The 25,046-nt window shown below is 29.7% G+C and carries 26 protein-coding genes and 1 tRNA gene; 20 read left to right on the top strand and 7 right to left on the bottom strand.

All coding sequences use genetic code 11. The annotated features are described in order from the left end of the window. Window positions 1-40: 40 nt before the first annotated feature. The 3 genes from GQR92_RS09720 to pruA form a co-directional block, all read right to left on the bottom strand. The gene (locus GQR92_RS09720) at window positions 41-430 is read right to left on the bottom strand and encodes a DUF2306 domain-containing protein (protein WP_158839138.1); all 390 of its coding nucleotides are present in this window, start codon (window positions 428-430) and stop codon (window positions 41-43) included. 73 nt (window positions 431-503) lie between these two features. Next, entirely contained in the window at window positions 504-1,499 is a 996-nt protein-coding gene (locus GQR92_RS09715; protein WP_158839136.1) for a hypothetical protein, read from the bottom strand. 195 nt (window positions 1,500-1,694) lie between these two features. After that, a complete protein-coding gene (gene pruA, locus GQR92_RS09710; RefSeq protein ID WP_158839134.1) occupies window positions 1,695-3,320 on the bottom strand; it encodes an L-glutamate gamma-semialdehyde dehydrogenase in 1,626 nt (541 codons plus the stop codon). Window positions 3,321-3,474: 154 nt separating this feature from the next. Between pruA and GQR92_RS09705 the strand changes: the two genes are divergently transcribed. Further along, on the top strand, window positions 3,475-4,179 hold the full coding sequence (locus tag GQR92_RS09705) for an NRDE family protein (RefSeq protein ID WP_158839132.1): 705 nt from the start codon (window positions 3,475-3,477) through the stop codon (window positions 4,177-4,179). Here the strand turns inward: GQR92_RS09705 and GQR92_RS09700 are convergent. After that, entirely contained in the window at window positions 4,157-5,077 is a 921-nt protein-coding gene (locus tag GQR92_RS09700; protein ID WP_158839130.1) for a DUF3667 domain-containing protein, read from the bottom strand. The genes GQR92_RS09705 and GQR92_RS09700 overlap by 23 nt on opposite strands. A gap of 131 nt (window positions 5,078-5,208) precedes the next feature. Continuing rightward, complete coding sequence (gene apaG, locus GQR92_RS09695; protein WP_158839115.1) at window positions 5,209-5,595, bottom strand: Co2+/Mg2+ efflux protein ApaG; 387 nt, start codon at window positions 5,593-5,595, stop codon at window positions 5,209-5,211. A gap of 418 nt (window positions 5,596-6,013) precedes the next feature. Here apaG and GQR92_RS09690 point away from each other — a divergent pair, with 418 nt between their 5' ends. The 4 genes from GQR92_RS09690 (at window position 6,014) to GQR92_RS09675 (ending at window position 8,653) form a co-directional block, all read left to right on the top strand. Continuing rightward, window positions 6,014-6,352: a hypothetical protein gene (locus GQR92_RS09690; protein ID WP_158839108.1), complete on the top strand. Its 339-nt coding sequence runs from the start codon at window positions 6,014-6,016 to the stop codon at window positions 6,350-6,352. A gap of 82 nt (window positions 6,353-6,434) precedes the next feature. Next, on the top strand, window positions 6,435-6,776 hold the full coding sequence (locus tag GQR92_RS09685; protein WP_158839106.1) for a hypothetical protein: 342 nt from the start codon (window positions 6,435-6,437) through the stop codon (window positions 6,774-6,776). A 78-nt stretch (window positions 6,777-6,854) separates the two neighbouring features. Then, window positions 6,855-7,193, top strand: coding sequence for a hypothetical protein (locus GQR92_RS09680; RefSeq protein WP_158839104.1), 339 nt, complete (start codon window positions 6,855-6,857; stop codon window positions 7,191-7,193). Window positions 7,194-7,318: 125 nt separating this feature from the next. Further along, window positions 7,319-8,653, top strand: a complete 1,335-nt coding sequence (locus GQR92_RS09675; protein WP_158839102.1) for a sigma-54-dependent transcriptional regulator — start codon at window positions 7,319-7,321, stop codon at window positions 8,651-8,653. Here the strand turns inward: GQR92_RS09675 and GQR92_RS09670 are convergent. Next, window positions 8,646-11,075 (bottom strand): hybrid sensor histidine kinase/response regulator, encoded by a 2,430-nt coding sequence (locus GQR92_RS09670; protein ID WP_158839100.1) that lies wholly within the window; start codon window positions 11,073-11,075, stop codon window positions 8,646-8,648. The two genes, GQR92_RS09675 and GQR92_RS09670, sit on opposite strands and share 8 nt — an antisense overlap. Before the next feature lie 52 nt (window positions 11,076-11,127). Next, window positions 11,128-12,345, bottom strand: a complete 1,218-nt coding sequence (locus tag GQR92_RS09665) for a type IX secretion system plug protein domain-containing protein (protein ID WP_158839099.1) — start codon at window positions 12,343-12,345, stop codon at window positions 11,128-11,130. A 203-nt stretch (window positions 12,346-12,548) separates the two neighbouring features. Between GQR92_RS09665 and GQR92_RS09660 the strand changes: the two genes are divergently transcribed. The 15 genes from GQR92_RS09660 to GQR92_RS09590 all read left to right on the top strand — a co-directional run bounded on the left by GQR92_RS09660 (window position 12,549) and on the right by GQR92_RS09590 (window position 25,040). Continuing rightward, window positions 12,549-13,898, top strand: a complete 1,350-nt coding sequence (locus tag GQR92_RS09660; protein ID WP_158839098.1) for a Na(+)-translocating NADH-quinone reductase subunit A — start codon at window positions 12,549-12,551, stop codon at window positions 13,896-13,898. A gap of 4 nt (window positions 13,899-13,902) precedes the next feature. Beyond that, window positions 13,903-15,102 carry an NADH:ubiquinone reductase (Na(+)-transporting) subunit B gene (locus GQR92_RS09655; RefSeq protein ID WP_158839097.1) on the top strand — a complete coding sequence of 400 codons (1,200 nt, stop codon included), beginning with the start codon at window positions 13,903-13,905 and terminating at the stop codon, window positions 15,100-15,102. Between the two features lie 2 nt (window positions 15,103-15,104). Then, complete coding sequence (locus tag GQR92_RS09650) at window positions 15,105-15,851, top strand: Na(+)-translocating NADH-quinone reductase subunit C (RefSeq protein WP_158839096.1); 747 nt, start codon at window positions 15,105-15,107, stop codon at window positions 15,849-15,851. A gap of 3 nt (window positions 15,852-15,854) precedes the next feature. Then, window positions 15,855-16,502: an NADH:ubiquinone reductase (Na(+)-transporting) subunit D gene (locus tag GQR92_RS09645; RefSeq protein WP_158839095.1), complete on the top strand. Its 648-nt coding sequence runs from the start codon at window positions 15,855-15,857 to the stop codon at window positions 16,500-16,502. An 82-nt stretch (window positions 16,503-16,584) separates the two neighbouring features. After that, window positions 16,585-17,310 (top strand): NADH:ubiquinone reductase (Na(+)-transporting) subunit E, encoded by a 726-nt coding sequence (nqrE, locus tag GQR92_RS09640; protein WP_158839094.1) that lies wholly within the window; start codon window positions 16,585-16,587, stop codon window positions 17,308-17,310. A 4-nt stretch (window positions 17,311-17,314) separates the two neighbouring features. Beyond that, a complete protein-coding gene (nqrF, locus tag GQR92_RS09635; protein WP_158839092.1) occupies window positions 17,315-18,625 on the top strand; it encodes an NADH:ubiquinone reductase (Na(+)-transporting) subunit F in 1,311 nt (436 codons plus the stop codon). 220 nt (window positions 18,626-18,845) lie between these two features. Further along, window positions 18,846-19,952, top strand: coding sequence for a hypothetical protein (locus GQR92_RS09630; protein WP_158839091.1), 1,107 nt, complete (start codon window positions 18,846-18,848; stop codon window positions 19,950-19,952). Window positions 19,953-20,088: 136 nt separating this feature from the next. After that, complete coding sequence (locus tag GQR92_RS09625; protein WP_158839089.1) at window positions 20,089-20,874, top strand: hypothetical protein; 786 nt, start codon at window positions 20,089-20,091, stop codon at window positions 20,872-20,874. Window positions 20,875-20,897: 23 nt separating this feature from the next. Continuing rightward, complete coding sequence (locus tag GQR92_RS09620; RefSeq protein ID WP_158839087.1) at window positions 20,898-21,554, top strand: hypothetical protein; 657 nt, start codon at window positions 20,898-20,900, stop codon at window positions 21,552-21,554. Window positions 21,555-21,640: 86 nt separating this feature from the next. Next, window positions 21,641-22,336, top strand: a complete 696-nt coding sequence (locus tag GQR92_RS09615) for a sensor histidine kinase (protein ID WP_233269822.1) — start codon at window positions 21,641-21,643, stop codon at window positions 22,334-22,336. Continuing rightward, window positions 22,323-23,069 (top strand): LytR/AlgR family response regulator transcription factor, encoded by a 747-nt coding sequence (locus GQR92_RS09610; protein ID WP_158839085.1) that lies wholly within the window; start codon window positions 22,323-22,325, stop codon window positions 23,067-23,069. Before GQR92_RS09615 ends, GQR92_RS09610 begins: the two co-directional genes overlap by 14 nt. Before the next feature lie 94 nt (window positions 23,070-23,163). Then, entirely contained in the window at window positions 23,164-23,955 is a 792-nt protein-coding gene (locus GQR92_RS09605) for an alpha/beta hydrolase (protein WP_233269820.1), read from the top strand. 52 nt (window positions 23,956-24,007) lie between these two features. Then, window positions 24,008-24,457 (top strand): retropepsin-like aspartic protease, encoded by a 450-nt coding sequence (locus GQR92_RS09600; protein WP_158839083.1) that lies wholly within the window; start codon window positions 24,008-24,010, stop codon window positions 24,455-24,457. Between the two features lie 20 nt (window positions 24,458-24,477). Continuing rightward, complete coding sequence (locus GQR92_RS09595; protein ID WP_158839082.1) at window positions 24,478-24,927, top strand: GatB/YqeY domain-containing protein; 450 nt, start codon at window positions 24,478-24,480, stop codon at window positions 24,925-24,927. 39 nt (window positions 24,928-24,966) lie between these two features. Continuing rightward, window positions 24,967-25,040 (top strand) — tRNA-Arg (locus tag GQR92_RS09590). The last annotated feature ends 6 nt before the right edge of the window (window positions 25,041-25,046 follow it).

Raw genomic sequence — 25,046 nt, 5'->3', positions numbered from 1 at the left:
AAATGAACCACATTATTTTAATAGTGTGGTTTTTTTATGGCTAGTTGCCAAAAAAGAAAGTGTGTAAAAAACGACCTGGAGTTAGTGTAAAACCTCCGGCAATAACAATTGCTCCAAAATAAAGAAAAATCATTTTTAGTTTATGTTTTTTAATTTGTCCTTTCTTTACGGCAATTATAGCAGTAGGAACGCTGTATAATGTTAAAAAACTAAATAAATGTATGTACCCAAAATGATTTAAAAATTGAGTTCCTACATACGCAGGCATAAATAACGTGATAACTGCGGTAATCATCATTAAAGACATATAAATCTTGCCTAATAATTTATGAAAAGGAGTTCCTTTTTTTACAGCTAAAAGATAGGCGCCAATAAAAATACAAGGAACAACGGTTAACAAATGCGAGTACATTAAATATTTATATTCCATAGATTTATTTTTTTTCCTAAAATAAGGTAAATAAAAAAATAAATCTACGTTAATAAGAGGTTTCTCTTTTTTTTTACCTTCTAAAGATTTTTTTTGCAATTCCTTTTATTGAAAGAATATTTAATGGAAACTCAAGTAAAACATGAATAAAACTAAGAAAGAAAAGAAGAATAAACCCTTTTCTGTAATCATAAAAATAAATGATTATAGAAAGTAACCATAAGGTACCTATAGTTAATAATTGTTTTGTAGTTGTTTTTTTATACCAACCTATTACAGTTGTTTTCGAAAACCAATTAAGGTAATGATAGGTATAGGCAAAAGAAATAAACATTTGTATTTTAAGCGATTTTATATTTAAAAAATCAAAATTATTTCCTTCTGAAAGATTTAGAAGTTCAGCTATTTTTATATTTAACAAGTGAAAATTATTATTAACATAAGTTTTAAGGATGTTTTCTGAAAAACCAGGGGGTTTTATTTCTATAAAATAGATACCTAAAGGTGTTAATAACAAGAGAAGTATGTTAATATATCCTATAGGATTGTTGTCTTTAAAGCTACCATAAAGCATAAATAAAATAGTAAAAACATATACATGAATAATGGTTGGTAAAAATAAACCTATCCATATGTGAAAAAAATTGAAATGAATTAGCAAAACCGCTACTAGAAAACCTAGTAGGCTGTATATAAATAGTTGTTTATAGTTGATTTTAAAAGAAAGGATGATTGCTAGATATAGTGATAAAAAGATAGCAATATTAATATAGTGACTTAACCATACGACGGATGTTTCAATAAATGAATTTTTAAAAAAATTATAAATAAAATGAATTCTAAAAAACAAGGGTATTGTTATGATTACAGTAAAAAAACAGCAAGAAATTAACCAGATTTTACTTTTTTCTACAAAAAAATCTTTATTTTTTATCCAGTTTATTTCAGTTAAATAATGTAATGGGCCAAGTATTGCGTAAGACAATAATAACAGTTTAAAGGGAAGTAAAAATGCTAGTAAAAAAGATAATACAATGAGTAATGTATTAAGTAAATTTATTTTTTTCATAAAAAAAGATTTCTAAAAATACAACAATGTTTGTTTAGTTACAGTCCATAATTATGCTTTGTTGATCATTGATACTCCTTTTGAATGAGTGAAAGCTGTGAGGTGTGAATTTAATACTTTTTTATGTCTTTTTTTTGAAAATAAAAAGCCACATCAAAATTTGATGTGGCTTTTTTAAAAATATTTAATCTATAATTATCCTAAAAAAGGATATTTATAATCTGTAGGAGGTGTTAATGTTTCTTTGATTAATCTAACAGACGTCCAACGTAATAAGTTTTGTGCAGAACCAGCTTTATCATTTGTTCCAGAAGCTCTTGCGCCTCCAAATGGTTGCTGACCAACAACAGCTCCAGATGGTTTGTCGTTAATATAGAAGTTTCCTGCAGCATTTTCTAATGCCTTAGAAGCTTTCTCAACAATATATCTATCAGTAGAAAAGATAGCACCTGTTAATGCATATTCTGTAGATTCGTCAACCAATTTTAATGTAGCTTCCCATGCTGCATCTTCGTATACATAAACAGTCATAACTGGGCCAAATAACTCAGTTGTCATTGTTGCATACTTTGGAGATTTAGTAACAATTACAGTTGGCTCAATAAAATATCCAACAGATTTATCGTGGTTTCCACCAATAATTATTTCTACATCTTTATCAGCTTTAGCTGCATCAATATAACTTGCAATTTTATCAAAAGAACCTTCATGAATAACTGCATTTACAAAGTTATTTGTGTCTTCTGGAGACCCCATTTTTAACTCGCTTGCTTGTGTAATTAAATGTTTTTTAACCTCTGGCCAAAGTGACGCAGGTATGTAAGAACGTGAAGCAGCAGAACATTTTTGACCTTGGTATTCAAAAGCACCTCTTGTCATTGCAGTGGCAACTTGTAAAGGATTAGATGAATTGTGAACCCAGATAAAATCTTTTCCACCAGTTTCTCCAACAATTCTTGGATATGTTTTATACGTATGAATGTTGTTACCTATTTGTTTCCATAATTCTTTAAAAACATGTGTAGAACCTGTAAAATGTAATCCAGAGAAATCTGGAGAAGCTAAAACAGTATCAGAAATCATAACAGGATCTCCGTAAACAACGTTTATAACACCATCTGGCAAACCAGCTTCTTTAAATAAATCTACAATTACTTGTGCAGAATATGCTTGATGATCAGACGGTTTCCAAACAACAACATTTCCCATTAAAGCTGCTGATGCAGGTAAGTTTGCAGCAATAGATGTAAAGTTAAAAGGAGATATTGCATATATAAATCCTTCTAAAGGTCTGTACTCAACTCTGTTCCATACTCCTGGAGAAGATGTTGGCTGATCTTTAAAAATATCCGTCATATATTCTACGTTAAAACGGAAGAAATCGATCATTTCACAAGCAGCATCAATTTCTGCTTGGTACACATTTTTAGATTGTGCAATCATTGTTGCAGCATTCATTCTTGCTCTATAAGGTCCTGCTAATAATTCTGCAGCCTTTAAGAAAATAGCAGCTCTTTCCATCCAACTTACGCTAGACCAAGCCTCTCTTGCAGCTAATGCAGTAGCTATTGCAGCGTCTACATGAGTTTTGTCTGCAGTATGGTATTGACCAACAACATGTTTATGATCATGAGGAGGTGTAATATTTTTGGTATTTCCTGTTCTAACTTCTTCTCCATTAATGTGCATTGGCACATCAATATTGCTGTTAAACATTGCTTTATAAGTAGCTAATAACTCGTCTCTTTCTGGAGAGCCTGGAGCGTACCCTTTTACAGGTTCGTTTACTGCTTTTGGAACATTAAAAAATCCTCTTGCCATTTTGTATGTTTTTTAAATTTTAATCGACTAATTTTGAGTTTCAAAGTTACAATTTTTGTTTCAATAATTTTAATTGAATTTTAGACTCTTTTGTTAAGGAAAGTTTAAAGATCATGTGAAAATTCAAAATTTATCATAAATAGTAGAAAAATATATGTGTACAGTTACCTACCTTCCTTTAGGAAATAATGATTTTATTTTAACATCTAATAGAGATGAAACTCCATTAAGGAATACAATTTCTCCCAAGAAATATATAGAAAATGGTGTTGAGTTAACGTATCCAAAAGACGAATTAGCTGGAGGAACTTGGGTTGGTTTAAGTGAAAAAAAACGATTAGTTTGCCTTTTAAATGGCGGTTTTGAAAAGCATGTAAGAAAAAGTTCTTATAAAATGAGTAGAGGTATTATTGTAAAAAATATTTTATCTGCAGATGATGCCGTTTCTTACGTCAATAATTTCGATTTTAAAGATATAGAGCCTTTTACATTGATTTTGGTTGATTGGAAAAATCAATTAGAAACGTATGATTTGGTTTGGGATGGAACAATAAAGCATTTTAATAAATTGCCCCAAGAACCAAAAATTTGGTCTTCATCTACTTTGTATACAGAAGAAATGAAAGAAATGAGAAAGCAGTGGTTTGCAGATTGGTTGTTAAAAAATAAAAAGTTTCATCAAGATAAAATAGTGGCATTTCATCAAAATGAAAACTTAGGTACTTTAGGAACATCACCAAAAATGAAGCGTGAATTTGTAGAGACAGTAAGTATTACATCCATAGAAAAAAGAGCTTTAGATATTAAAATGGATTATTTAGATTTTGTAAATGCATCTAAAATAATGCAAAAGCAATAAAGGATATAAAAAGGGCTCCTAAAGAAGTGAAAATTACAAATAGGATATTTGCAAAGATGTATTTTATAAATGTTTTTAAATAGCCTTGCCCATAAAAATTCTTCATTGCAAGATACAAATACAATAAAAATACTAATAAAAAAAAGGACATGTAATTGGCTGTTTCTTTAAAGAAGTTTATGAGATAGAAAATTGAAAACAGCAAGAAGAAAAAAGTTTGTGTATGAAAAACAAAGATTAAATGTTCTACATATGTAAATTTTCTTCGGATATAAATAAAACGTAAAAACAGTGTGAATAAAGGTAGCAGTATAAATAAAGCAATTGAAGAGTAAGAAAGCAATTGCTTGCTTAGTTTTTTAGCAACCGAATTGTCTGTTAAAATAGTGTTGATTAATTTAGTTCTAGAATACCAGAATTTATTTGAAAAACTTTTATTTATAGCTAAACTGTCTAAAGCATCATCCACATGAACCTGAGGGTTCTTTTTATGGAATTTTAGCATTTTAATAATTTTTATTTCTTTTCCTGCAACCTTAAGAAATGGTTTTTTTGTAACACTATCTTTAAGAATAGTTAGTAAAGAGTCTATTTCTTTTAAATTATTTATAGAGTCTTTCTCTTTTTTAAGATTGATAGGAATCCCTGGTAAAAAGTTGTTTTTGCTTGCTTTTTTGCCCTCCCTAAAGTTATTAAAATCATTATAACTATTAGTGAAACCAATAATTAAAAAGAAAATTAAGGAAACTGTTAAGTAAAACTGAAAAGGATTAGAATAACGTTGCCTTTTACCTGCAATATAATCTTTAGAAACTTTTCCTGGTTTTATTAATAACGGTATTATGGTTGTCCAAAATTTAGCATCAAGATTAAATAAACCATTAAATACCTGATGCATAAAGCTAGCAAAAGTAATTCTGTTACCTTTATTTTCTTGCCCACAATCTGGGCAAAATTTTTCTTGCCCACTAAAAGGATGTCCGCAATTTAAACATGCTGGATCTTTTATTATGGCTCCTTTGCTTTTGGTTAGTTTTGTGTTGATTGTGCTGTTAATTGAAAGGTTGGTATTATTACTTTGAATTGCTCAAAAGTATCTAGATTTATCATTGTGTAAAACCCTTTCATTGCACCAATATTAGATTCTAGAAAACATCCAGAACTATATGTGTAAATGTCGTTTGGTTTTAAAACAGGGGTTTGTCCCACAACACCTTCTCCGCTAACAATTTCTGTGTTACTAAGTGTATCAAAAATTTTCCAAAACCGATCTGTTAGTTTTACGGTTTCGGTAGATTTATTTTCGATAGTAATTACATACCCAAAAATGTGGTGTAGTCTGTTGTTTCTATAATTTGTGCCTTTATATTTTGTATCAACAGAAATTTTTATCCCTTTTGTAATTTGGTTTATCATTGCTAGTAAATGTAGTTTTTTTGATTATAAATTGCAAATGATTTTTTATCCGATTTCTATTTAAAATAAATAGCAGTAGAATAAAGATGGCTTTTCTTGATTTTAAATAGTGTAAGTTATGCTTTGTGAGATGGTGTTTACTGGTATTTGTTAGCCTTTTTTATGTTTTCTTAATTGATAATACTTCTTTTTAGTAATACAAAACCTATTTTATTTTGTGTTGGGTAAAATTTACTCGGTTTAAGTTTTAATTACACGCTTTTTATACGGGTTTTATATTGTGGAATAAAATAAGTTATGTATTAATTATTTGATTTACAGGTGTTTGATTTATTTATTTAATAAATATTTTTTCATGGCATATTTATTTCAATATACCTAATCGTAAATAACAATTAATATAAAAACTTAAATAATTATGAAAAAATTAGTTTTAACAGTAGCAGTAGCAATTTTAACAGGCGGAGTTTCAGTTTCTGCTTTTGCAAATGAAAATAACATCATCAACAACAATTCTAATCAAATCATTACCGTAGTACTAAATGATGGGTTTAAAGAAGTTAAGGTAAAAGAATTACCAGAGGCAGTGATAACTGCAATTCTAAAAGATTTTAAAACAGCAACAATTGCTAAAGTGTATGTAAATGAAAGTGAGCAATACAAAATAGAGCTTACAGTTGATGGAACTGAAAGTGTAGTTTATGCAGATAAAGGTGGCAAATGGTTACAAGAAAAAGAAGTAAACATGGTTGAGTAATTTTTAAATGTTAGCATCTTAAAATTTCAATATTTAAAATACCTAATCTTAAATAACAATTAATATAAAAATTTAAATAATTATGAAAAAATTAGTTTTAACAGTAGCAATAGCAATTTTAACAGGCGGAGTTTCAGTTTCTGCTTTTGCAAATGAAAATAACATCATCAACAACAATTCTAATCAAATTATTACCGTAGTGCTAAATGATGGGTTTAAAGAAATTACAGTAAAGCAATTACCAGATGCAGTTGTTAATGCAATTCTAAAAGATTTTAAAACATCAACAATTACTAAGGTATATGTAAACGGAAGTGAACAATACAAGATAGAATTGACTGTTGATGATGCAGAAAGTGTTGTTTATGCAGATAAAGAGGGGAAATGGTTAAAAGAAGAAGAAGTAAGTGTAGAAGCAAGATAATTATTAGATCTAATAATTTTTTAATTCAATTTTAAAAGTGTCTAATCATACATAATAATTAATATTAAAACTTAAATTATGAGAAAATTAATTTTAACAGTAGCAGTAGCAATATTAACAGGTGGAGTTTCAGTTTCTGCTTTTGCAAATGAAAACAATAACAGCAACAACAATTCAGATCTAATTACTACCGTAGTAATGAATGATGAATTTAAAGAAATTACAATAAAGGAATTGCCACAAGCAGTTGTTAGTGCAATTTTAAAAGATTTTAAAACAGCTAAGGTTGCTAAAGTGTATGTAAACGGAAGTGAGCAATACAAAATAGAACTTATTGTTGATGGAGCAGAAAGTGTAGTTTATGCAGATAAAGAGGGGAAATGGTTAAAAGAAGAAGAGGTAAGTGCAGAAGAGTAGTTTTTAGGTCTAAAGATTTTTAGCCTCTATTTTTCAAGAAAGAAAGACATTTTTTAATTAAAATGTCTTTTTTTTTGATAACAATCAATTTATCTTGATATTTTTGTAAGAAATGTGTAAGCTTTATGAAAGGGATTCTATTAGTTGAAGATGATGTAGCATTTTCTGAAATGTTGAAACAATTTCTCAAACGACATCAGTATGTTGTTGATGTGAGTTATAATATAAAAAATGCCCTACAACAATTAGAAAATCAAAATTACGATTTAGTTTTTACAGATTTACGCCTTCCTGATGGTGATGGAATTACGTTGCTAAAACAAATAAAAAAGAGTAAACATGCTGTTCCTGTTGTTTTAATGACAAGTTACGCAGAGGTATCTACCGCAGTACAAGCCATGAAACAAGGGGCTTTTGATTATATATCAAAACCTTTTAACCCTAGTGAAGTTTTAGAGGTTATTAGCAATGCTCTAGAAGAAAAAGCCAGCACTGTAGTTGCTGTTCAAGAAAAAAAAGAAAGTGGTAAACTTACTACAGATTTTGTAAAAGGGATTAGTAGCTCTTCTAAAACCCTTGACGAATACATTTTATTAGTTGCACCTATTAATATGTCTGTTCTTATAACAGGAGAAAGTGGTACTGGAAAAGAAGTAGTTGCAAAAACAATTCATTTAAAAAGCCCTAGACATAATAAACCGTTTATTGCTGTAGATTGTGGTGCAATACCAAGAGAAATAGCGTCTAGTGAGTTTTTTGGACATAAAAAAGGTTCTTTTACAGGAGCAAATGAGGATAAAATAGGTCATTTTGAATCTGCAAATGGCGGAACACTTTTTTTAGATGAAGTAGGTAATTTAACGTATGAAAACCAAATACAATTATTACGTGCTTTGCAAGAACGAAAAATTAAACCTATTGGAAGCAGCAAAGAAATTAATGTTGATATCCGTTTAATCACTGCAACTAATGAAGATTTACTTGCAGCCGTTGAAAAAGGAGATTTTAGAGAGGATTTATACCATCGGTTAAATGAGTTTTCTATTAAAGTACCTAATTTAAAAGATAGAAAGGATGATTTAATTTTGTATGCAGACTTTTTTTTAAATAAAGCAAACCAGCAGTTAAACAAATCGGTTATCGGTTTTTCTAAGAATGTGTTAACTATTTTTCAAAATTACCAATGGCCTGGTAATTTACGAGAACTATCTAATGTTATTAAAAGAGCAACTTTATTAACAAAATCTGAAATTATTGATGTTGAGGTTTTACCGAGCGAATTAACAAAGGTAAAAGAGGTTAAGGGTTCGTTAAACAAATTTTCTACTAAAGAGAACGAAAAATCATTGATAATAAGTGCCTTAGAAGAGGTAGGGAATAATAAAACCCAAGCGGCAAAATTGTTAAATATTACAAGAAAAACACTTTATAATAAACTAAAAGAATACAACCTTAGTTAAGGTAGTTTTTTAAGGATGCAATAAAGTTCTTTAAAAGCTCTTCAAAATCAATAAAAGACTTGTTGTTAATCGTTTTAGTGGTTTCAAATGTTTCTAGGTAAGGGGTAATTGAATTTACCTCTAATTGTTTAAACATACTTAACATTTTATGGCTTACCTGGTTTAGTAAATGAATGTCTTTTTGTTGTTTTGCTTTTTTTAATTGCTCAAAATTATGCTCTGTATCTGTTAAAAAAATATGGAGTGTTTTGTTTATTGCAGTAGTATCGTTATTTAGAAAAACACGCATAGATTCAATACTAAAATCCACAGTTTTATGCTCTTTTATAGAAGTAGAATTAACTTTGATTTCTATAGAACTAGTTTTAAAAAATTGTTTTAAAGTATGTTGAAGTTTGTTGGAGTTAAATGGTTTTATCAATACTTCTGAAAAACCGCTTTTCAGATATTCTTCTTTAGAAATATTTGCGCGCCCAGTCATGGCAATAATAGGTTGGTTCTTGTAAAATTGATTCTTTTTAAGGATTTCCATAAAATGGATACCATTCATTTTAGGCAGTTGAATATCTGTTAAAACAAAGTCGTATTGTATTTTATCAATTGCCTCAATTGCATTTTGTGCATTATCAAACGTGTGCGTTTTAATTTGAAATTGCTTTAAAAAATCGCTCAACAATTGTTGCATAGAAGAATCATCTTCAACAACAACAGCGGTTAAATTAAATACGCTGGTTGTAGTTTTTGTTTTATCAAGTTTGATAAATGGTTTTTTTGATAGTTTTACAGGTATCTTTAAAGTAAAAGTACTGCCTACGTTTAATTTACTTTTTAAGGTTAAGCTGCCGCCTAATAATTCTGCTAACTTTTTAGAGATGGTTAGGCCCAATCCAAATCCTTTTATTGTATTATCACTAGTGTTATCAGCTTGATTAAAAGCTTTAAAAATATTTGCTTTTTGATCTTTACTGATGCCTATTCCTGTATCGCTTACTAAAATCTCTAAGCTACTATTAGTTCCGTCTTGCTTTATAAAACTTTCAATTGTTATGGTTCCTTTGTCTGTAAATTTACAGGCATTAACAATTAGATTAGACAAAATTTGTTTTATACGAAACGGGTCGCTAATAAGAAGGCTATTAATGGTGTCATCTTGTTTAATTACAAAATCGATTGGTTTATCTTTAATGCTACTTTTTGCATTTTGAATAATTTCATCAACATGATTTTCAAAATTAAAAGGAATCGATTTAATAGAGATGTCTCCGTTTTCTAATTTCGAAAACTCTAAAAGATCATCTACTAATTGGCCCATATAGCTAGATGCGCTACGAATATGGTCTATGTAGTTTTTATCCTTGGTATTTTGTGTCGATTTTTGAAGTAGTTCACTAAACCCAGAAATTGTACTTAATGGTGTTCTTAAGTCATGACTTACCATAGAAATTAGTTGTTCTCTACTTTTTAAAAGTAATTTTGTTGTGGTGTTGGCTTTTTCTAATTGGATACGATACCGTTGGGTTTTCCAAAAATCACCTAGAATAATAATAGAAAAAATGATGATGATAATAAAACTGATGCCGGCTGCAAATAAAATAATATTTCTACTATGGTTTAGGGTTTCTTCTCGTTGTGTGTTCATGTTATTGGTGTAGAGAATAATATCTTTTTCAAGATTTCCTAAAAGTTCCTGTAGTTTTCTAGAAATAGTTAAGTCGTTTTTAATAAGTTCGTTTTGTTTTCTTTTTAGATATTTACGATGGTTGGTTGTTTTGTTTTGAGCCTGTTTTAGTATTTTTCTAGAAACGGTTACTAACGAGTCTATTTTTTTTTGTTCAATATTATTAATAGAGTCCTTCGGAACGTATTCGTTCAATGCAATCGCAAAGTTTTCTAACTTAGAGCGAGTTTCATTGCCAAAAAACAACGGGTTTCTAATAAAATCATTGATGGTGATTTTTCCTAATAGCGAGTCTATAGAACTTAATTTATTGATGGCTTTATTAATAGACTCATCAGAATCGTAGTTTTGGTTTAAGTTTTTTAAACCGATAATATTTTTAAGTTTTTTATCAATAATTAATTTGATACTATCTAGAATAAATTCTTGGGGATTATCAGCAACAATAAGGCTTAGTGAATCTATTTTTGATACTAATTTTTTATTTTCATCGAGGTATTCATTAAATTTTGTTTTGGAGTTGAACTGTAGGGCGGCTCTTGCTAAACTTTCATTTTTATAAATATCGGCTATTAAAGTTCCTGTTTTAACAATTGTATTTCTGTCAGAGATATCTTGTTTTTGTAATTGCGTAAATGTTTTTACTTCAGAAAGTATTAAAAATCCAGAAGTTGTAGCTAAAAGACCTAGTATAATGTAGCCTATTAAAACCTTAAAAGTAATTCTCTTTTTTAATGACTGCATTATACAAGTGTGTAGTTAGTTTTATTTACTTTTTAATTAGAATGTCTTTTTCTTATTCATTTTGATTAAAATAGCCGCTACCAATACCAATTACACGTTCGTAAAAACTACCAAATGGTTTGTAGTAAATAATTACAGTGTATTCGTTTTCAGTTTGATAAAAAGTACCATTTACATCATTGGTATTTAAATGTCCATTGGTGTCTAAAGTTGCAAATGTATAATTGTAAAAGCCTTGTTTTAAAAGGATTTCTCCTGTATACATTTTTTCTTTAGCCTGGTATTGCATCTTATTTTCTTCAGTAATGTTAAAGTCATTAAATGCTCCGTAAACAAAAAGGTCTTTATCAACAAAAGGTTCATCAACCAAAACAGAAAAGTGCATTAAGGCATAATCTGCTTCTGTTTTAGAGTCGTTGGCTTCTAAGGTTCTAATAACAAATTGACCATTAACATCTGGGTTGTATTTGTATTCTCTATTTTGATTGTAAGTAAAGGGATATAAATAATGATGGTAAACGTCTTTTTTAATCACTTTTACAACATTTAAACTACTGTTTCTAATAAATTTGTTATCAAAATAAAAATATTCATTTCCTCCCCAGAAGTTTGTTTTGTTTGTGTAAGTGTATAATAATTGATTCGGTTTAAAAAATGTAGGTTGTATGTCTGTTATTTTTTCGTTCCAATTGTTATTTTTTAAAATCACAACATTTATTTCTTGGCTAGGGTTGTTGATGGTAATGTTAGGGTGGTTTACAGAAAATTGAACCGTTTGTTGCGTGTTTAATGTTTTTGTATTCCTGCTTCTTTCTACAGATACTCCAATTGTGGTTGCGTTTTCATATAAAACAAAACGTCTTGTAAAAACAAGTTCGTCATAACTATCTAAAACAGATAAAAGATAGTTTCCGCTTTTGGTAATTACTGTGTTTATATTGGGTATTTGAACCGTGTAGTGAGAATAACTTTGTAAGGTGTTAAATGAATTGGTAACATCTATGATGGTATTTTGATCAAAACCATCTATATACTGACTCGAAGATAACCTGCTAGATTGCCAATCATGCGTCATGTGTTCAATTTTATATTGGTAATCTTTACTGTCGGCCTCTAGGTCATCAAAAGATAACTCTAGTACAGTTCCTAAAGGTACAATAGCAGAAAAGCTGTTTTCTTGTAATGGTCTTAATTGAATAGATTTTATTTGCTGTGAAAGAGTAGTTAAGCAAAAGAATATACAAGCAATAATTAGTAGGTTTTTATACATATTACAAAAATAGTGTTCATTTATTTAATTTATCAAAATTTAAGCCAAAATTTAAAACTACAACGTTTTCAGTTAGCTTGTTATTTAGAATTATTATAAATAAGAATTTTTGGTTAAGATAAAAGTTAAAATGTTTCGATGATACATAGCAAAAAGCCTAAATTTGCTTGATTTTTTAAGATAACTAACAATTCCAAATTACTATGTCAAAAGACATTCGTATTAAAAAAGGCTTAGATATTAAGCTTGTTGGCGGTGCAGAAAAAACGACTAAAAGTATTGCTTTAAGTAGTATTTATGCAGTAAAGCCAGAAGATTTTCACGGAATTATACCAAAACTTGTTGCCAAAGAAGGAGCAGAAGTAAAGGCAGGAGAAGTACTTTTTTATTCAAAAAGTGACGAACGCATTTTATTTCCAAGTCCTGTTTCTGGTAGAGTAGTAGAGGTAATACGTGGAGCAAGAAGAAAAGTATTAGCAGTTAAAATTTCTGCAGATTCAACACAAGAATATAAAGATTTCGGAACTAAAGATGCGACAAAAATGTCTGCAGAAGAAGTTAAGAATCATTTATTTGCTTCAGGTTGCTGGCCATTTGTAAAACAACGACCGTATGATGTTGTTGCAAATCCAAATCAGGCACCAAAAGCTATTTTTGTTTCTGGATATGCAAGTGCACCTTTAGCCGCAGATTTAGATTTTACTTTAGCAGGTAAAGAAGCCGAATTGCAAGCAGCAATTACAGCGGTTTCTAAACTTACAGAAGGTAAAGTTCATGTATCTGTTAGTGCTAATTCTAATTCGCCTTTATCTTCATTAAAAGGAGTAGAATTACATAAGGTTTCAGGACCACATCCTTCTGGTAATGTGAGTACTTTAATTGCAAACATAGATCCTCTTAATAAAGGAGAAGTTGTTTGGGTAATTACACCACAAGATTTAGTTGTTATTGGTGAGTTACTTTTAACAGGTAAATTTAATGCAACTAGAACAGTTGCTTTAACAGGTTCTAAATTTAGTACACCTCAATATGTAACTGCTATTGCAGGAGCAACTATTGCAGATGTAACCGCTAAAAATTTAGAAAATGATAATACAAGAATCATTAGTGGAAACGTACTTTCTGGAAAGCAAGTGAAAACTGAGGATTTCTTAGGGTATTATGATAATCAAGTTACTGCAATTCCGGAAGGAGATGATTATGAATTATTTGGTTGGAATAAACCAGTTTTTAATAAGATATCTGCCTCTAGAGCGTTAACTTTTTCTTGGTTAACTCCAAAGAAAAAATACGACTTAAATACCAATACAAACGGAGAACATAGAGCATTTGTTGTAACAGGTTCTTACGAAAATGTTTTTCCTTTAGATATTTATCCAATGCAATTGTTAAAAGCATGTATGTATAAAGATTTAGATGAAATGGAAGCTTTGGGAGGTTACGAAGTAGCTCCAGAAGATTTTGCACTAACAGAATTTATTTGTGTATCTAAACAACCTCACCAGAAAATAATACGTGAAGGTTTAGATTTAATGAGAGAAGAATTAGGATAAGATTATGGGCTTAAAACAAAATTTACATAATTTAAAAGAGAAATATAAAGGTACTAAAATGGCACCTGCGTTTAACGCAATCCATACCTTTTTATATTTACCAAATGATGTTACTCACGGAGGAACTCATATAAAAGCAGCAGACGATTTAAAGCGTACCATGAACACGGTAATTATGGCTTTAATTCCTTGTTTGATTTTTGGAATGTTTAATGCAGGTTTTCAACATTACGCAGCTATAGATGGTTCTTTAAGAGCAGATGTATTAGCTAACTTTTTTACGTTGGATAACCTTTGGATTGGAATTATAAAAGTATTACCATTAGTAATTGTTTCTTACGGAGTTGGTCTTGGAGTAGAATTTATTTTTGCTATTATAAAAGGTCATGAAGTAGAAGAAGGATACTTAGTAACAGGTATGTTAGTGCCTTTAATTGTGCCAATTGATACACCTTTATGGATGTTAGCAGTTGCCGTAATTTTTGGTGTTGTAATTGGTAAAGAAGTTTTTGGTGGTACAGGAATGAACATCTTAAACCCAGCTTTAACAATTAGAGCTTTCTTATTCTTTGCATATCCAACGTGGATGTCTGGAGATAAAGTCTGGGTATATGATGCTGTAAACAGAACAGGTACTGCAGATGCAATTTCTGGTGAAACTATTTTAGGTAGTTACGCTCAAAATAGCGAAGTAATTTATTCTACTTGGGATAAGTTTGCTGGTTTTATACCAGGTTCTGTAGGAGAAACATCAACCTTATTAATCCTTTTAGGAGCAGCCTTTTTAATTTTTACAAAAATAGGAAGTTGGAGAATTATTGTTTCTACTTTCTTAGGAGCAGCAGTAATGGGTTTCATCTTTAATCAGATTGTAGCTGCAGATATTATTACAGAATCTAGTAAGTTTTATGGCTTAATGAACACTGTTTGGTATGAGCATTTAATAATTGGTGGTTTAGCATTTGGTGCCGTTTTTATGGCAACAGATCCCGTAACAGCAGCACAAACAAATAAAGGGAAATGGATTTACGGTTTCTTAGCAGGTTTTATTGCTATTATGATTCGTGTGTTTAACCCAGCTTATCCAGAAGGAGTAATGTTAGCGATATTGTTAATGAATGTTTTTGCTCCAACAATAGACCATTATGTGGTTCAAGGAAACATAAAGAAAAGATTAAAACGTACTAAAGTTAAAACTGCCTAATTATGAGTAAGAGAACAGATAGTAATTTATATACAATAATTTTCGCCGTAATAATGGTGTTTGTTGTTGGTTCGTTATTGGCATTTTTTGCATCGTCTTTAAAACCAAATATCGACGAAAATAAGAGAATAGAAAAGCAACAAAACATCCTTTACGCAATGGGTGTAAATGAAAACGATGAATCAAGTGCAAACTTTGTTTCTACAGATGTTGCCGGTACAGAGTTTACAAAATATATTAAAAAACAAATTGTTATTCAAGGTGATAAAATTACTGAGGATAGTAAAGCGTATTTAATTGATGTTAAAAAAGAACAAACTTCTGCAAAAGAAGGTAAACAGAGAAAACTACCTTTATTTATTGGAGAAAAAGATGGTAAAACATTTTATATAGCACCAATTAGAGGAAAAGGTCTTTGGGATGCAATTTGGGCTTATATTTCTATGGATGAAAATATGGTTGTGCAAGGTGCTTATTTTGATCATAAAGGTGAAACCGCTGGTTTAGGAGCGAACATAAAACAACGTTTTTTTATGGACGATTTTATTGGTGAACATTTATTATCGAAAAATGGAGATTTCAAAGGAATTGAAGTAGCTAAAGGTAATAACGACCCAAAAAACGAAGACAAAACGGATAATGAAGTGGATGCCATCGCAGGAGCAACAATTACCGGTAACGGTGTGTCTGCAATGATTAGAGATGAGTTAAAACTTTACATTCCTTATTTTAAAACTTTAAAAAAATAATTTATGGGACTTTTATCAAAAAAAGACGCAGCATTAATTACAGACCCTTTATTAGATGACAACCCAATTACAATACAAGTATTGGGTATTTGTTCTGCTTTAGCAATTACAGCAGAATTAAAAGCATCTTTAATTATGGCGTTTTCAGTGATGGCAGTATTAGCCGTAGGAAATGTAGTTATTTCATTAATGCGTAATATTATTCCTTCTAAAATTAGAATTATTGTACAACTAATTGTAGTTGCTGCTTTAGTTATTATTGTAGATTTAGTATTAAAAGCATTTGCTTATGAACTAAGTAAAACACTATCCGTTTTTGTAGGATTAATTATTACAAACTGTATTATCATGGGACGTTTTGAAGCTTTTGCTTTGGCAAACGGTCCTTGGAGATCTTTTTTAGATGGTATTGGTAATGCTGCAGGTTATGGTTTAATCTTGGTGATTGTTGGTTTCTTTAGAGAATTATTAGGTTCTGGTACTTTATTAGGATTTAAAGTTTTAGGAGATCCAATAGAAAAAACAGGTTTATATGCCATAGGGTATGAGAATAATGGTTTTATGATTATGCCACCAATGGCACTAATTGTAGTTGGAATTATTATTTGGATTCAACGTAGCAGAAACACATCATTAATAGAAGAGAATTAAAAAGTAGGCAGTATAAACAGTATTCAGTAGGAGTAAATGCCAAAACTGAAGACTGCAAACTGCAAACCGAAAACTAAAAAAAATGGAACATTTAGAATTATTTTTCAAATCGATATTTATAGACAACATGGTGTTTTCCGTATTCTTAGGAATGTGTTCTTACCTTGCTGTATCTAAAAAAGTATCTACTGCCGTAGGTTTAGGAGCTGCTGTAATTTTTGTATTAGCAGTAACTGTACCTTTAAACTGGTTGTTAGATCAATATATATTACAACCTGGAGCTTTAAAATGGTTAGGAGCAGAATATGCAGAATACGATTTAAGTTTCTTATCTTTTATCATGTTTATTGCAACAATTGCAACGATGGTACAATTGGTAGAAATTATTGTTGAAAAGTTTTCACCATCATTATACAACTCATTAGGTATTTTCTTACCGTTAATTGCAGTAAACTGTGCTATTTTAGGTGGAAGTTTATTTATGCAATCTCGTGAAATTCCTACTTTAGGTTTAGCATTAACTTATGGAGTTGGTTCTGGAATTGGATGGTTTTTAGCAATTTTAGCCATTGCAGCTATTCGTGAAAAAATTAGATATTCTAATGTACCACCTGCATTAAGAGGTTTAGGAATAACTTTTATCATTACAGGGTTAATGGCAATTGGTTTTATGAGCTTTGGAGGAATGTTAACTGGGGGTGATGAGAAAACAGAAGATAAACCAAAGGTAGAAGCTTCTATTGAAAAAGTAGATTTAAAAAAGGAAGCTAAAGAAATTGTAGCAGAAAATAAAATTATAAACCAATAGTAGCATGATATTAGCAGCAGGTACAACAGGAACCATTATTGCAACAGTAGCAGCTTTTTTAGTTTTAACACTGGTATTAGTAGCATTATTACTGTTTGTAAAACAAAAACTATCTCCTTCTGGTCCAGTAACAATTACCATTAACGGAGAAAAGAAAATAGAAGTTGGCTCTGGTAGCTCTCTTTTAACAACTTTAGGAAACGAAAAAATATTTTTACCATCTGCTTGTGGTGGTGGTGGATCTTGTGTACAATGTGAATGCCACGTTTTAGAAGGTGGAGGAGAAGCATTACCAACAGAAACACCTCACTTTACAAAGAAGGAGTTAAAATCAGGAATTCGTTTAGCATGTCAGGTTAAAGTAAAACAAGACATGAATATTACAATTCCAGAAGAAGTTTTCGGAATTAAAAAATGGGATGCAGTAGTTGTAAGAAATTATAACGTAGCTACTTTTATTAAAGAATTTGTTGTAGAGATTCCTCAAGATATGGGATACAAAGCAGGTGGATATATTCAAATTGAAATTCCAGCTTGTGAAGTAAACTATGCTGATATGGATATTACAGCACATCCAGAAGAACACGATACTCCAGATAAGTTTGAAGGAGAATGGGATAAGTTTAACTTAAGACCATTAGTAATGAAAAACACAGAAACTGTAGAAAGAGCATATTCTATGGCTTCTTACCCAGCAGAGGGAAGAGAAATTATGTTAAATGTGCGTATTGCTACGCCTCCTTTTGATAGAGCCAAAGGTGGATGGATGGATGTAAATCCTGGTATTGCATCTTCATATATCTTTAACTTAAAGAAAGGTGATAAATGTGTTATTTCTGGTCCTTATGGAGAATTCTTTATTAATGAATCTGAAGCAGAAATGTTATACGTAGGTGGTGGAGCAGGTATGGCGCCAATGCGTTCTCACTTATATCACTTATTTAGAACATTAAAGACTGGTAGAAAAGTTTCTTATTGGTATGGAGGTCGTTCTAAAGCAGAATTATTCTATATAGAACACTTTAGAGCTTTAGAAAAAGATTTTCCAAACTTTAAATTTTACATTGCTTTATCAGATCCTACAGAGGCAGATAATTGGACTAAGAAAAAAGATATTAATGATGAAGCAGGAGATGGTTTTGTAGGTTTTATTCACAATTGTGTAATTGAAAACTACTTAAATCACCATGAATCTCCAGAAGATTTAGAATTGTATTTCTGTGGACCACCATTAATGAATAATGCAGTTCAAAAAATGGGTGAAGATTTTGGTCTTTCTGACGAAAACATTCGTTTTGATGATTTTGGAGGTTAAACTTCAAATCTTTATAAATATAAAACCGACACAATTTGTGTCGGTTTTTTTTTGCTAAAAACTTTCTTGTCGTGAAATCTACCGTTTATAGATTGTAAGCAACATGCAATAAATTTGCTGTTTTAGTTTACGCTTTCTATTTAGATATTTACTTTAAATAAAAGGGGAATGCCGAAAAACCAAAATTTAAAAAGAGTAGGTAAAACTAAAATGCTAAAAAATGAAAAAGGAAGAAAGTACTTGTAAAAAGATTAAAGAAGAAATAAATAATTTCTATTCGGAATTAAAAGAAGAAAAAGTTAATAACTTAAACCATTGTAGTGAATGTGAAATTGAAGAACCTAATATCTTAAAAATAAACTCGCCTTACGATGCGGTTCTAATTAATACTGCTCAAGATGGTAAGGGCGGTTTTATTCCTATAGGTGGAGGCAGAGATTTAAATTGGGAAGCAGGTATTGGAAATACGAAAGGTCCTAATAGTGTTAAAAACTGGATTCCCGCTTATGTAACTAAAGATGGGGCATGGACAAACAGTATTTATTCGAATGCAAATTGGATATCCTATTACAGCAATGCACGACAGAATGCATCTAAAGAAGAGGCTTATTTTAGAATAAAATTCAACTTGAATACCTCTGTAGATCCAAATCAATTTTTTCTAGACATGAAGTTTTTTGCAGATAATTCAGTTCATGAAATTTATGTAAATGGAAAACCACAAAGTATTCACTCACCAACGGTCTTGCCACAAGTTTCTAGTGGTAATCCATATGGATATGTAGGTTTTCAAGCTGGTAAAGAAGTAAATATTAAGTTAACGAATGACTGGCAAAAATGTTTAAACGAAATTATTGTTCATGTTAAAACAGGTGCCCATTATGTAGGTTTTTTAGCTCAAAACTCTAGTAAATGTTATGAAATAGAACCACCTAATTATAAACCATCTTTAAACATAAAATGGGGAGATAGTGATTGTGATTGTATTGAATCTACCGATACAGAAAAAATGATTATAACGGTTTGCAACCCATTTTCTAATATTAGTTTTTCTAATTACTCTATTGGCACTATAGAAGTATTTCATCAAGATGGAAAAAAAATAGCATTACTGCCTAACGGAAACCCTTCTATAGAAGTAATACCTAAAGGAGCATTCTGTTTTGGTACCATAGAACCTTGTAGTTGTGTTTCTAGAGAGTTTGTGCTCATAAACAACGGAGCAAAACAAGGTAAGTATAGGTTTAAAATAGCTGGTATTTGTTACAATGTAGAACTTCATTATGATTTAGAAGATTGTTTAGAATTTAGTATTTGTAAAGATTAAAAAGCTCATGAAAAAGGCAATGGAGATCGCATCAAAGTTGCCTTTCATTTATATTGTTAAAAAAACAGAATTTTTTTAACAATATTATTTTACTCGCTAACAAATATTTAAGTATTAACTTTAAAAAAAATATATTATGAAAACAACAAAAACATTATTGTTAATAGCAATAGTACTATTAAGTATACTTTTATTTAGAACATGCCAAAATGAAAATATATGTAAGCATACAGAATTAAATAAAAAAGAAGTTATTGCTAACTTTGAAAATTCTAGACACACTATAGATATAACGAAGGTAGAAGAATTATATGGTAATTATAAAAATAGATTTATACCGGTAATTAAAGATTTACAAGAAATAGATACTGATACTAATGAAAAGTTTAGAGAAAATTATTTGCCAACAGAATATTCTTTAATTCCATTGCAAAAATTGAAAGATTATCTTAATTTTATAGAAGTGTTACAGCAGAAAAATCCTGAGCCAATAATTTCTGGTATAGCAATTAGTTTTGGAGCTTATGATATAGACGAGTCTCATAATTTTAACAGCGAAGCTAAAACTGAAAGAAAAGAATCTATTCTTAAGGACCCATTAAAATCAGGAGATTACAGAGGACGTTTAACAACTTTTATGACTCCAACTTATTATTCGGAAAAAAACACTGGGTATGATGCAGATAATCATATTCCATTTTATATAATTCCTAATGATAATTCTGATATGTTTAAAGGAGAATATAAATCACTTTATTGTCATTTGGACTCTGAATTTTATTGTACTGAAGGGGACCAAAAAAAAGAAATATCTAAAGCAAGTTTCTTGCCAACTTTTAATGCTGCTAATGCAAAAATTACAATGCAAAGTGTTTCTAGTAATGAGTTAACAGATATGCCACCAAAAAGAGTAGGTGAGTAAAGTAATTAAACAAATGTTTTAAAATGGATTTTATTAAATTATACTTAATAAATGGTTATGTTTATATTCAGCTATTACCTGTATTAATAGGCTTTATAGTTTGGAAACACCTAGACAAACCATATAGGTTGTTTGTTATATTGTTGCTGTATTCTGCTTTAAATGAGAGTTTTAAGACTTATTATGGTACTTATATTGTTAAAAATCAAAATAAAATACTATCAAATCTTTATAATATCATTTATTTTAGCTTTCTGTTTTGGCTTTTCTGTAAAAAAGTGAATAGTAATGTTCTAAAAAAAATAATTAGTATTATAGTTACTTTATATTTTATAAGTATAGGTTACGAGTTATTTTATAAAGGAATGGATTACCATAACCAAACCCAAGTTATTCCATTTATTATAGGTGGTTTCGGAATTTTAGTTTGTGTCTTTTATTACTTTGTTAGTCTTTTAAATTCAAAAGAAATTATTAGTATACACAGAAATCTACTGTTTTGGATTGCCATAGCGCATTTTATTTATTATCTTGGTTTTACACCGTTTAAAATAGGAGAAAACTATTATGCCTCTTTTGATAAATATTATTATTTATTTGATGTTAAAGTGCCTATAACGTTTTTAAAATGTATCATTCTAAGTATTGGTTTTATATGCAGTCGCCAGAAAATTCAATAATAATACTCTTTATATCCATTCTAATAACACTTGGTGTTTTTTTGGTGCTACTTTTTGTAATTTTTTTAAAAAGGAAAAACAGACTGGTGCAAGACAATCTAGAAAACGCATTAAAAAACCAGCAACAGCAACACGAGTTAGAATTAAAAGCATTGAGAGGGCAAATGAATCCTCATTTTGTACATAATTCATTAAATGCTATTCAATATTATATTCAACAAAACGATGTTGAAACATCAGAAAATTATTTGGCGAAATTCTCAAAACTCATGCGTCAATTTTTTGATTATTCAAGAAGAAAAACTATAAGTTTAAGCGAAGAAATTAGTCTTTTAGAAAACTACCTTCAAATAGAGAAATTACGTTTCGAAGAAAAATTGGTGTATGAAATAAAGGTAGATGCTAAATTAGATATAGAAGAAGAATACATGCCATCAATGATTTTACAGCCTTTAGTAGAAAACGCTATAAATCATGGATTGTTTCATAAACAAGGAAACGGAAAAGTATCTGTAGAATTTAAATATATTGATAAAAATTGTTTTAAAGTAACGGTAATAGATGATGGTATCGGCTTAGAAAAAGCAAAAAAATTAAACAATTCTATTAAAAATAAAAAATCATCTCATTCTTCTGCAGTCTTATCAGAACGACTTCATTTCTTAAATGAAAGTAGCCATTGGAATGTAACTTATAAAATTATAGATCGTTCTGTAAACTCAGGTAAAACAGGTACAGAAGTATCTTTACTCTTTAATCATAAAAATAATGAAAACGATTAAAACAATTCTTATTGATGATGAGCGAAAAGCATTAGCCATTTTAAAAAATAAAATAGAACGGTTATGTCCAAATATAGAAATTATTGCGGAAACGCAAAGCCCTAAAGAAGCTATAAAACTGATAAAAAATATTCAACCTCAACTAATTTTTTTAGATATTTCTATGCCAGAAATAAATGGTTTCGATTTATTAAAAGAGTTTGATAATCCAAATTTCGAAATTATTTTTGCGACTGCTTTTGATAATTATGCTATAGAAGCGATAAAACACTGTGCCATTGGTTATCTTGTAAAACCAATAGATAATAGTGATTTAGTGTCGGCTGTAAAGAATGCTGCTAAGAATATAGAAGAGAAAACGGCTCTACAAAAAAACAAGCTACTTATAGAAAATTTGGGCGTACAAAATTTTCAAATGAAAAAAATGGTAATTCCATCTACAGAAGGGTTAGAGTTTGTAAAAATAGCAGACATTATTCATTGTGAAGGTATAGATGGTTACACAAAAATTCATTTTAGTAATCACAAACCTATTTTGAGCTCACAAAGCATAGGTTATTTTAATAAACTGTTAATAAACCAAGATTTTTATTTAGTACATAAATCTCATTTAATCAATTTAGAACATATAGAAAAATATTTAAATGAAGGTTATGTATTATTAAGTGCTAACCATAAAGTACCTGTATCTAGAAACAGGAGACAAGAATTTTTAAATAATTTAAAAGGTTAATTTGATGAGCTTACAATGTTAAAATTGTTTTTTTAAAATAAACAGATTTTTTTAAAAAATGAGTAGTTTCGTAAAATAAAAGCTATCAATAAATTTGACGTTCTGCCTACTAATTATTATATGTATTGTTATTGCTGCTTGTCTATTGCTTTATCGTTTTCAAGAAAAATTTATATTTCTCAATGGAAATCCTTTAGATAAAAAGTACCCGTTTCTTTTTTCAAATACGTTTGAAGAAGTTTTTATTAATACTGATGGTAATAACTACATTAATGCCCTTCACTTTAAACTACCAAAACCCAAGGGTGTTGTTTTATTTTGCCATGGTAATAAAGGGGATTTAACAAAATGGGGAGAGCGGATTTCTTATTTATTAGAATATAATTATGAAGTCTTAGTTTTTGATTATAGAAACTACGGTAAGAGCACTGGGAACTACAATGAGAATAGTATGTATTGTGATGCTTTATCTGTTTACAATCACTTAAAAAAGGATTTTAAAGAAGAAAATATTGTTGTTTATGGCTTTTCATTAGGTGGTACTTTTGCTACAAGGATAGCAGCCGAAAATACACCTAAAGAATTAGTGTTAGAAGCACCTTTTTACAACTTTAAAAAAGCAGCCAAATTTAAATTTAGATGGACACCAACATTTTTATTGAAGTATAAATTTAGGTCTGATAAGGATATTGCTAAAGTAACTTCACCGATTACTATTTTTCATGGTAATAAGGACAAAACAACCTGTTTTAAGCAATCTAAAAGGTTATTAGAACAAAACATATCTACCAAAAATAAGTTTGTGGCAATTGAGGGAGCGACACATCATGATGTAAAAGAGTTTCTTCTATATAAAGATCATCTAAAAGAAATTTTAGAACGATAGTACTTCTTAAAATTTTTAAATTGTATTTTTGATATTCAGTTAGAATAACTTTATGAAGCGTTTAGAAAAAATATTAAAGAAGCAGAAATACATAAAAATAAAGCTAAAGAGAATTGCTACTAATCATTTAGAATTAAAAGCAACCATCAATGGTATAAAAGGACGTTTTATTTTAGATACAGGAGCTTCTAATTCTTGTGTTGGATTAGACATGATTGAATACTTTAATTTAGATGCTACAGAAAGTGAAACGAAAGCAGCTGGGGCAGGAGCAACCGACATGGAAACGTTGCAATCTGAAAATAATTCTCTAAAAATTAGTGATTGGAAAACGAAGAAATGCCATTTGGTATTGTTTGATTTATCGCATGTAAATAAAGCTTTAACACAACACAATGCTAAAGAAGTTCATGGAATTATTGGTGCTGACATCTTACAAAAAGGAAAGGCATTTATAGATTATGATAAAAAAGCTTTATACCTAAAAAAGACAAAGAAATAATTAATTTAAAATAAAAGATAATGAGTTTGCAAAAACAGGTAATGGATAAAATGAAAGAAGCAATGAAAGCAAAAGATACGGTTGCTTTACAAGCTTTAAGAGCAGTAAAATCTGCCTTTTTATTAGCGAAAACAGAAACTGGTGTTCAAGCAGAATTAACAGAAGAACAAGAAGTTAAAATTATTCAGAAGCAAGTAAAACAAAGAAAAGATAGTGCAGCTATTTTTATCAAACAAAATAGACAAGATTTAGCCGATCCAGAATTGGCTGAATTAGTCGTTTTAGAGCAGTTTTTACCTGAAGCTTTATCAGAAGAAAAAGTAGAAGAAGTTGTTGTTGCTGCGATTCAAAAATTAGGTGCATCTGGTATGAAAGATATGGGGAAAGTAATGGGTGTTGTTTCTCAGGAATTAGCAGGACAAGCAGATGGAAAAGTTATTTCTGTTCTTGTAAAAAAGAATTTAATGTAAAAAATACGTTTTACTATTTTTGTTAAGAATAGTAAAGTTGGCTGCGTAGTTCAACTGGATAGAATATCAGATTTCGGCTCTGAGGGTTGGGGGTTCGAATCCCTTCGCAGTCACAAAAA

Origin of the sequence: Polaribacter sp. L3A8 (assembly GCF_009796785.1) — a bacterium.
Taxonomy (GTDB): Bacteria; Bacteroidota; Bacteroidia; order Flavobacteriales; family Flavobacteriaceae; genus Polaribacter.
The sequence above is the reverse complement of the archived record's forward strand: the minus strand, read 5'-3'. Positions and strand labels throughout refer to the sequence as shown.

Bases quoted from the DNA above. Each gene is read 5' to 3' on its own strand.
- GQR92_RS09720 (WP_158839138.1), bottom strand. From the start codon at position 430: ATGGAATATAAATATTTAATGTACTCGCATTTGTTAACCGTTGTTCCT.
- GQR92_RS09715 (WP_158839136.1), bottom strand. From the start codon at position 1,499: ATGAAAAAAATAAATTTACTTAATACATTACTCATTGTATTATCTTTT.
- pruA (WP_158839134.1), bottom strand. From the start codon at position 3,320: ATGGCAAGAGGATTTTTTAATGTTCCAAAAGCAGTAAACGAACCTGTA.
- GQR92_RS09705 (WP_158839132.1), top strand. From the start codon at position 3,475: ATGTGTACAGTTACCTACCTTCCTTTAGGAAATAATGATTTTATTTTA.
- GQR92_RS09700 (WP_158839130.1), bottom strand. From the start codon at position 5,077: ATGCATCAGGTATTTAATGGTTTATTTAATCTTGATGCTAAATTTTGG.
- apaG (WP_158839115.1), bottom strand. From the start codon at position 5,595: ATGATAAACCAAATTACAAAAGGGATAAAAATTTCTGTTGATACAAAA.
- GQR92_RS09690 (WP_158839108.1), top strand. From the start codon at position 6,014: ATGAAAAAATTAGTTTTAACAGTAGCAGTAGCAATTTTAACAGGCGGA.
- GQR92_RS09685 (WP_158839106.1), top strand. From the start codon at position 6,435: ATGAAAAAATTAGTTTTAACAGTAGCAATAGCAATTTTAACAGGCGGA.
- GQR92_RS09680 (WP_158839104.1), top strand. From the start codon at position 6,855: ATGAGAAAATTAATTTTAACAGTAGCAGTAGCAATATTAACAGGTGGA.
- GQR92_RS09675 (WP_158839102.1), top strand. From the start codon at position 7,319: ATGAAAGGGATTCTATTAGTTGAAGATGATGTAGCATTTTCTGAAATG.
- GQR92_RS09670 (WP_158839100.1), bottom strand. From the start codon at position 11,075: ATGCAGTCATTAAAAAAGAGAATTACTTTTAAGGTTTTAATAGGCTAC.
- GQR92_RS09665 (WP_158839099.1), bottom strand. From the start codon at position 12,345: ATGTATAAAAACCTACTAATTATTGCTTGTATATTCTTTTGCTTAACT.
- GQR92_RS09660 (WP_158839098.1), top strand. From the start codon at position 12,549: ATGTCAAAAGACATTCGTATTAAAAAAGGCTTAGATATTAAGCTTGTT.
- GQR92_RS09655 (WP_158839097.1), top strand. From the start codon at position 13,903: ATGGGCTTAAAACAAAATTTACATAATTTAAAAGAGAAATATAAAGGT.
- GQR92_RS09650 (WP_158839096.1), top strand. From the start codon at position 15,105: ATGAGTAAGAGAACAGATAGTAATTTATATACAATAATTTTCGCCGTA.
- GQR92_RS09645 (WP_158839095.1), top strand. From the start codon at position 15,855: ATGGGACTTTTATCAAAAAAAGACGCAGCATTAATTACAGACCCTTTA.
- nqrE (WP_158839094.1), top strand. From the start codon at position 16,585: ATGGAACATTTAGAATTATTTTTCAAATCGATATTTATAGACAACATG.
- nqrF (WP_158839092.1), top strand. From the start codon at position 17,315: ATGATATTAGCAGCAGGTACAACAGGAACCATTATTGCAACAGTAGCA.
- GQR92_RS09630 (WP_158839091.1), top strand. From the start codon at position 18,846: ATGAAAAAGGAAGAAAGTACTTGTAAAAAGATTAAAGAAGAAATAAAT.
- GQR92_RS09625 (WP_158839089.1), top strand. From the start codon at position 20,089: ATGAAAACAACAAAAACATTATTGTTAATAGCAATAGTACTATTAAGT.
- GQR92_RS09620 (WP_158839087.1), top strand. From the start codon at position 20,898: ATGGATTTTATTAAATTATACTTAATAAATGGTTATGTTTATATTCAG.
- GQR92_RS09610 (WP_158839085.1), top strand. From the start codon at position 22,323: ATGAAAACGATTAAAACAATTCTTATTGATGATGAGCGAAAAGCATTA.
- GQR92_RS09600 (WP_158839083.1), top strand. From the start codon at position 24,008: ATGAAGCGTTTAGAAAAAATATTAAAGAAGCAGAAATACATAAAAATA.
- GQR92_RS09595 (WP_158839082.1), top strand. From the start codon at position 24,478: ATGAGTTTGCAAAAACAGGTAATGGATAAAATGAAAGAAGCAATGAAA.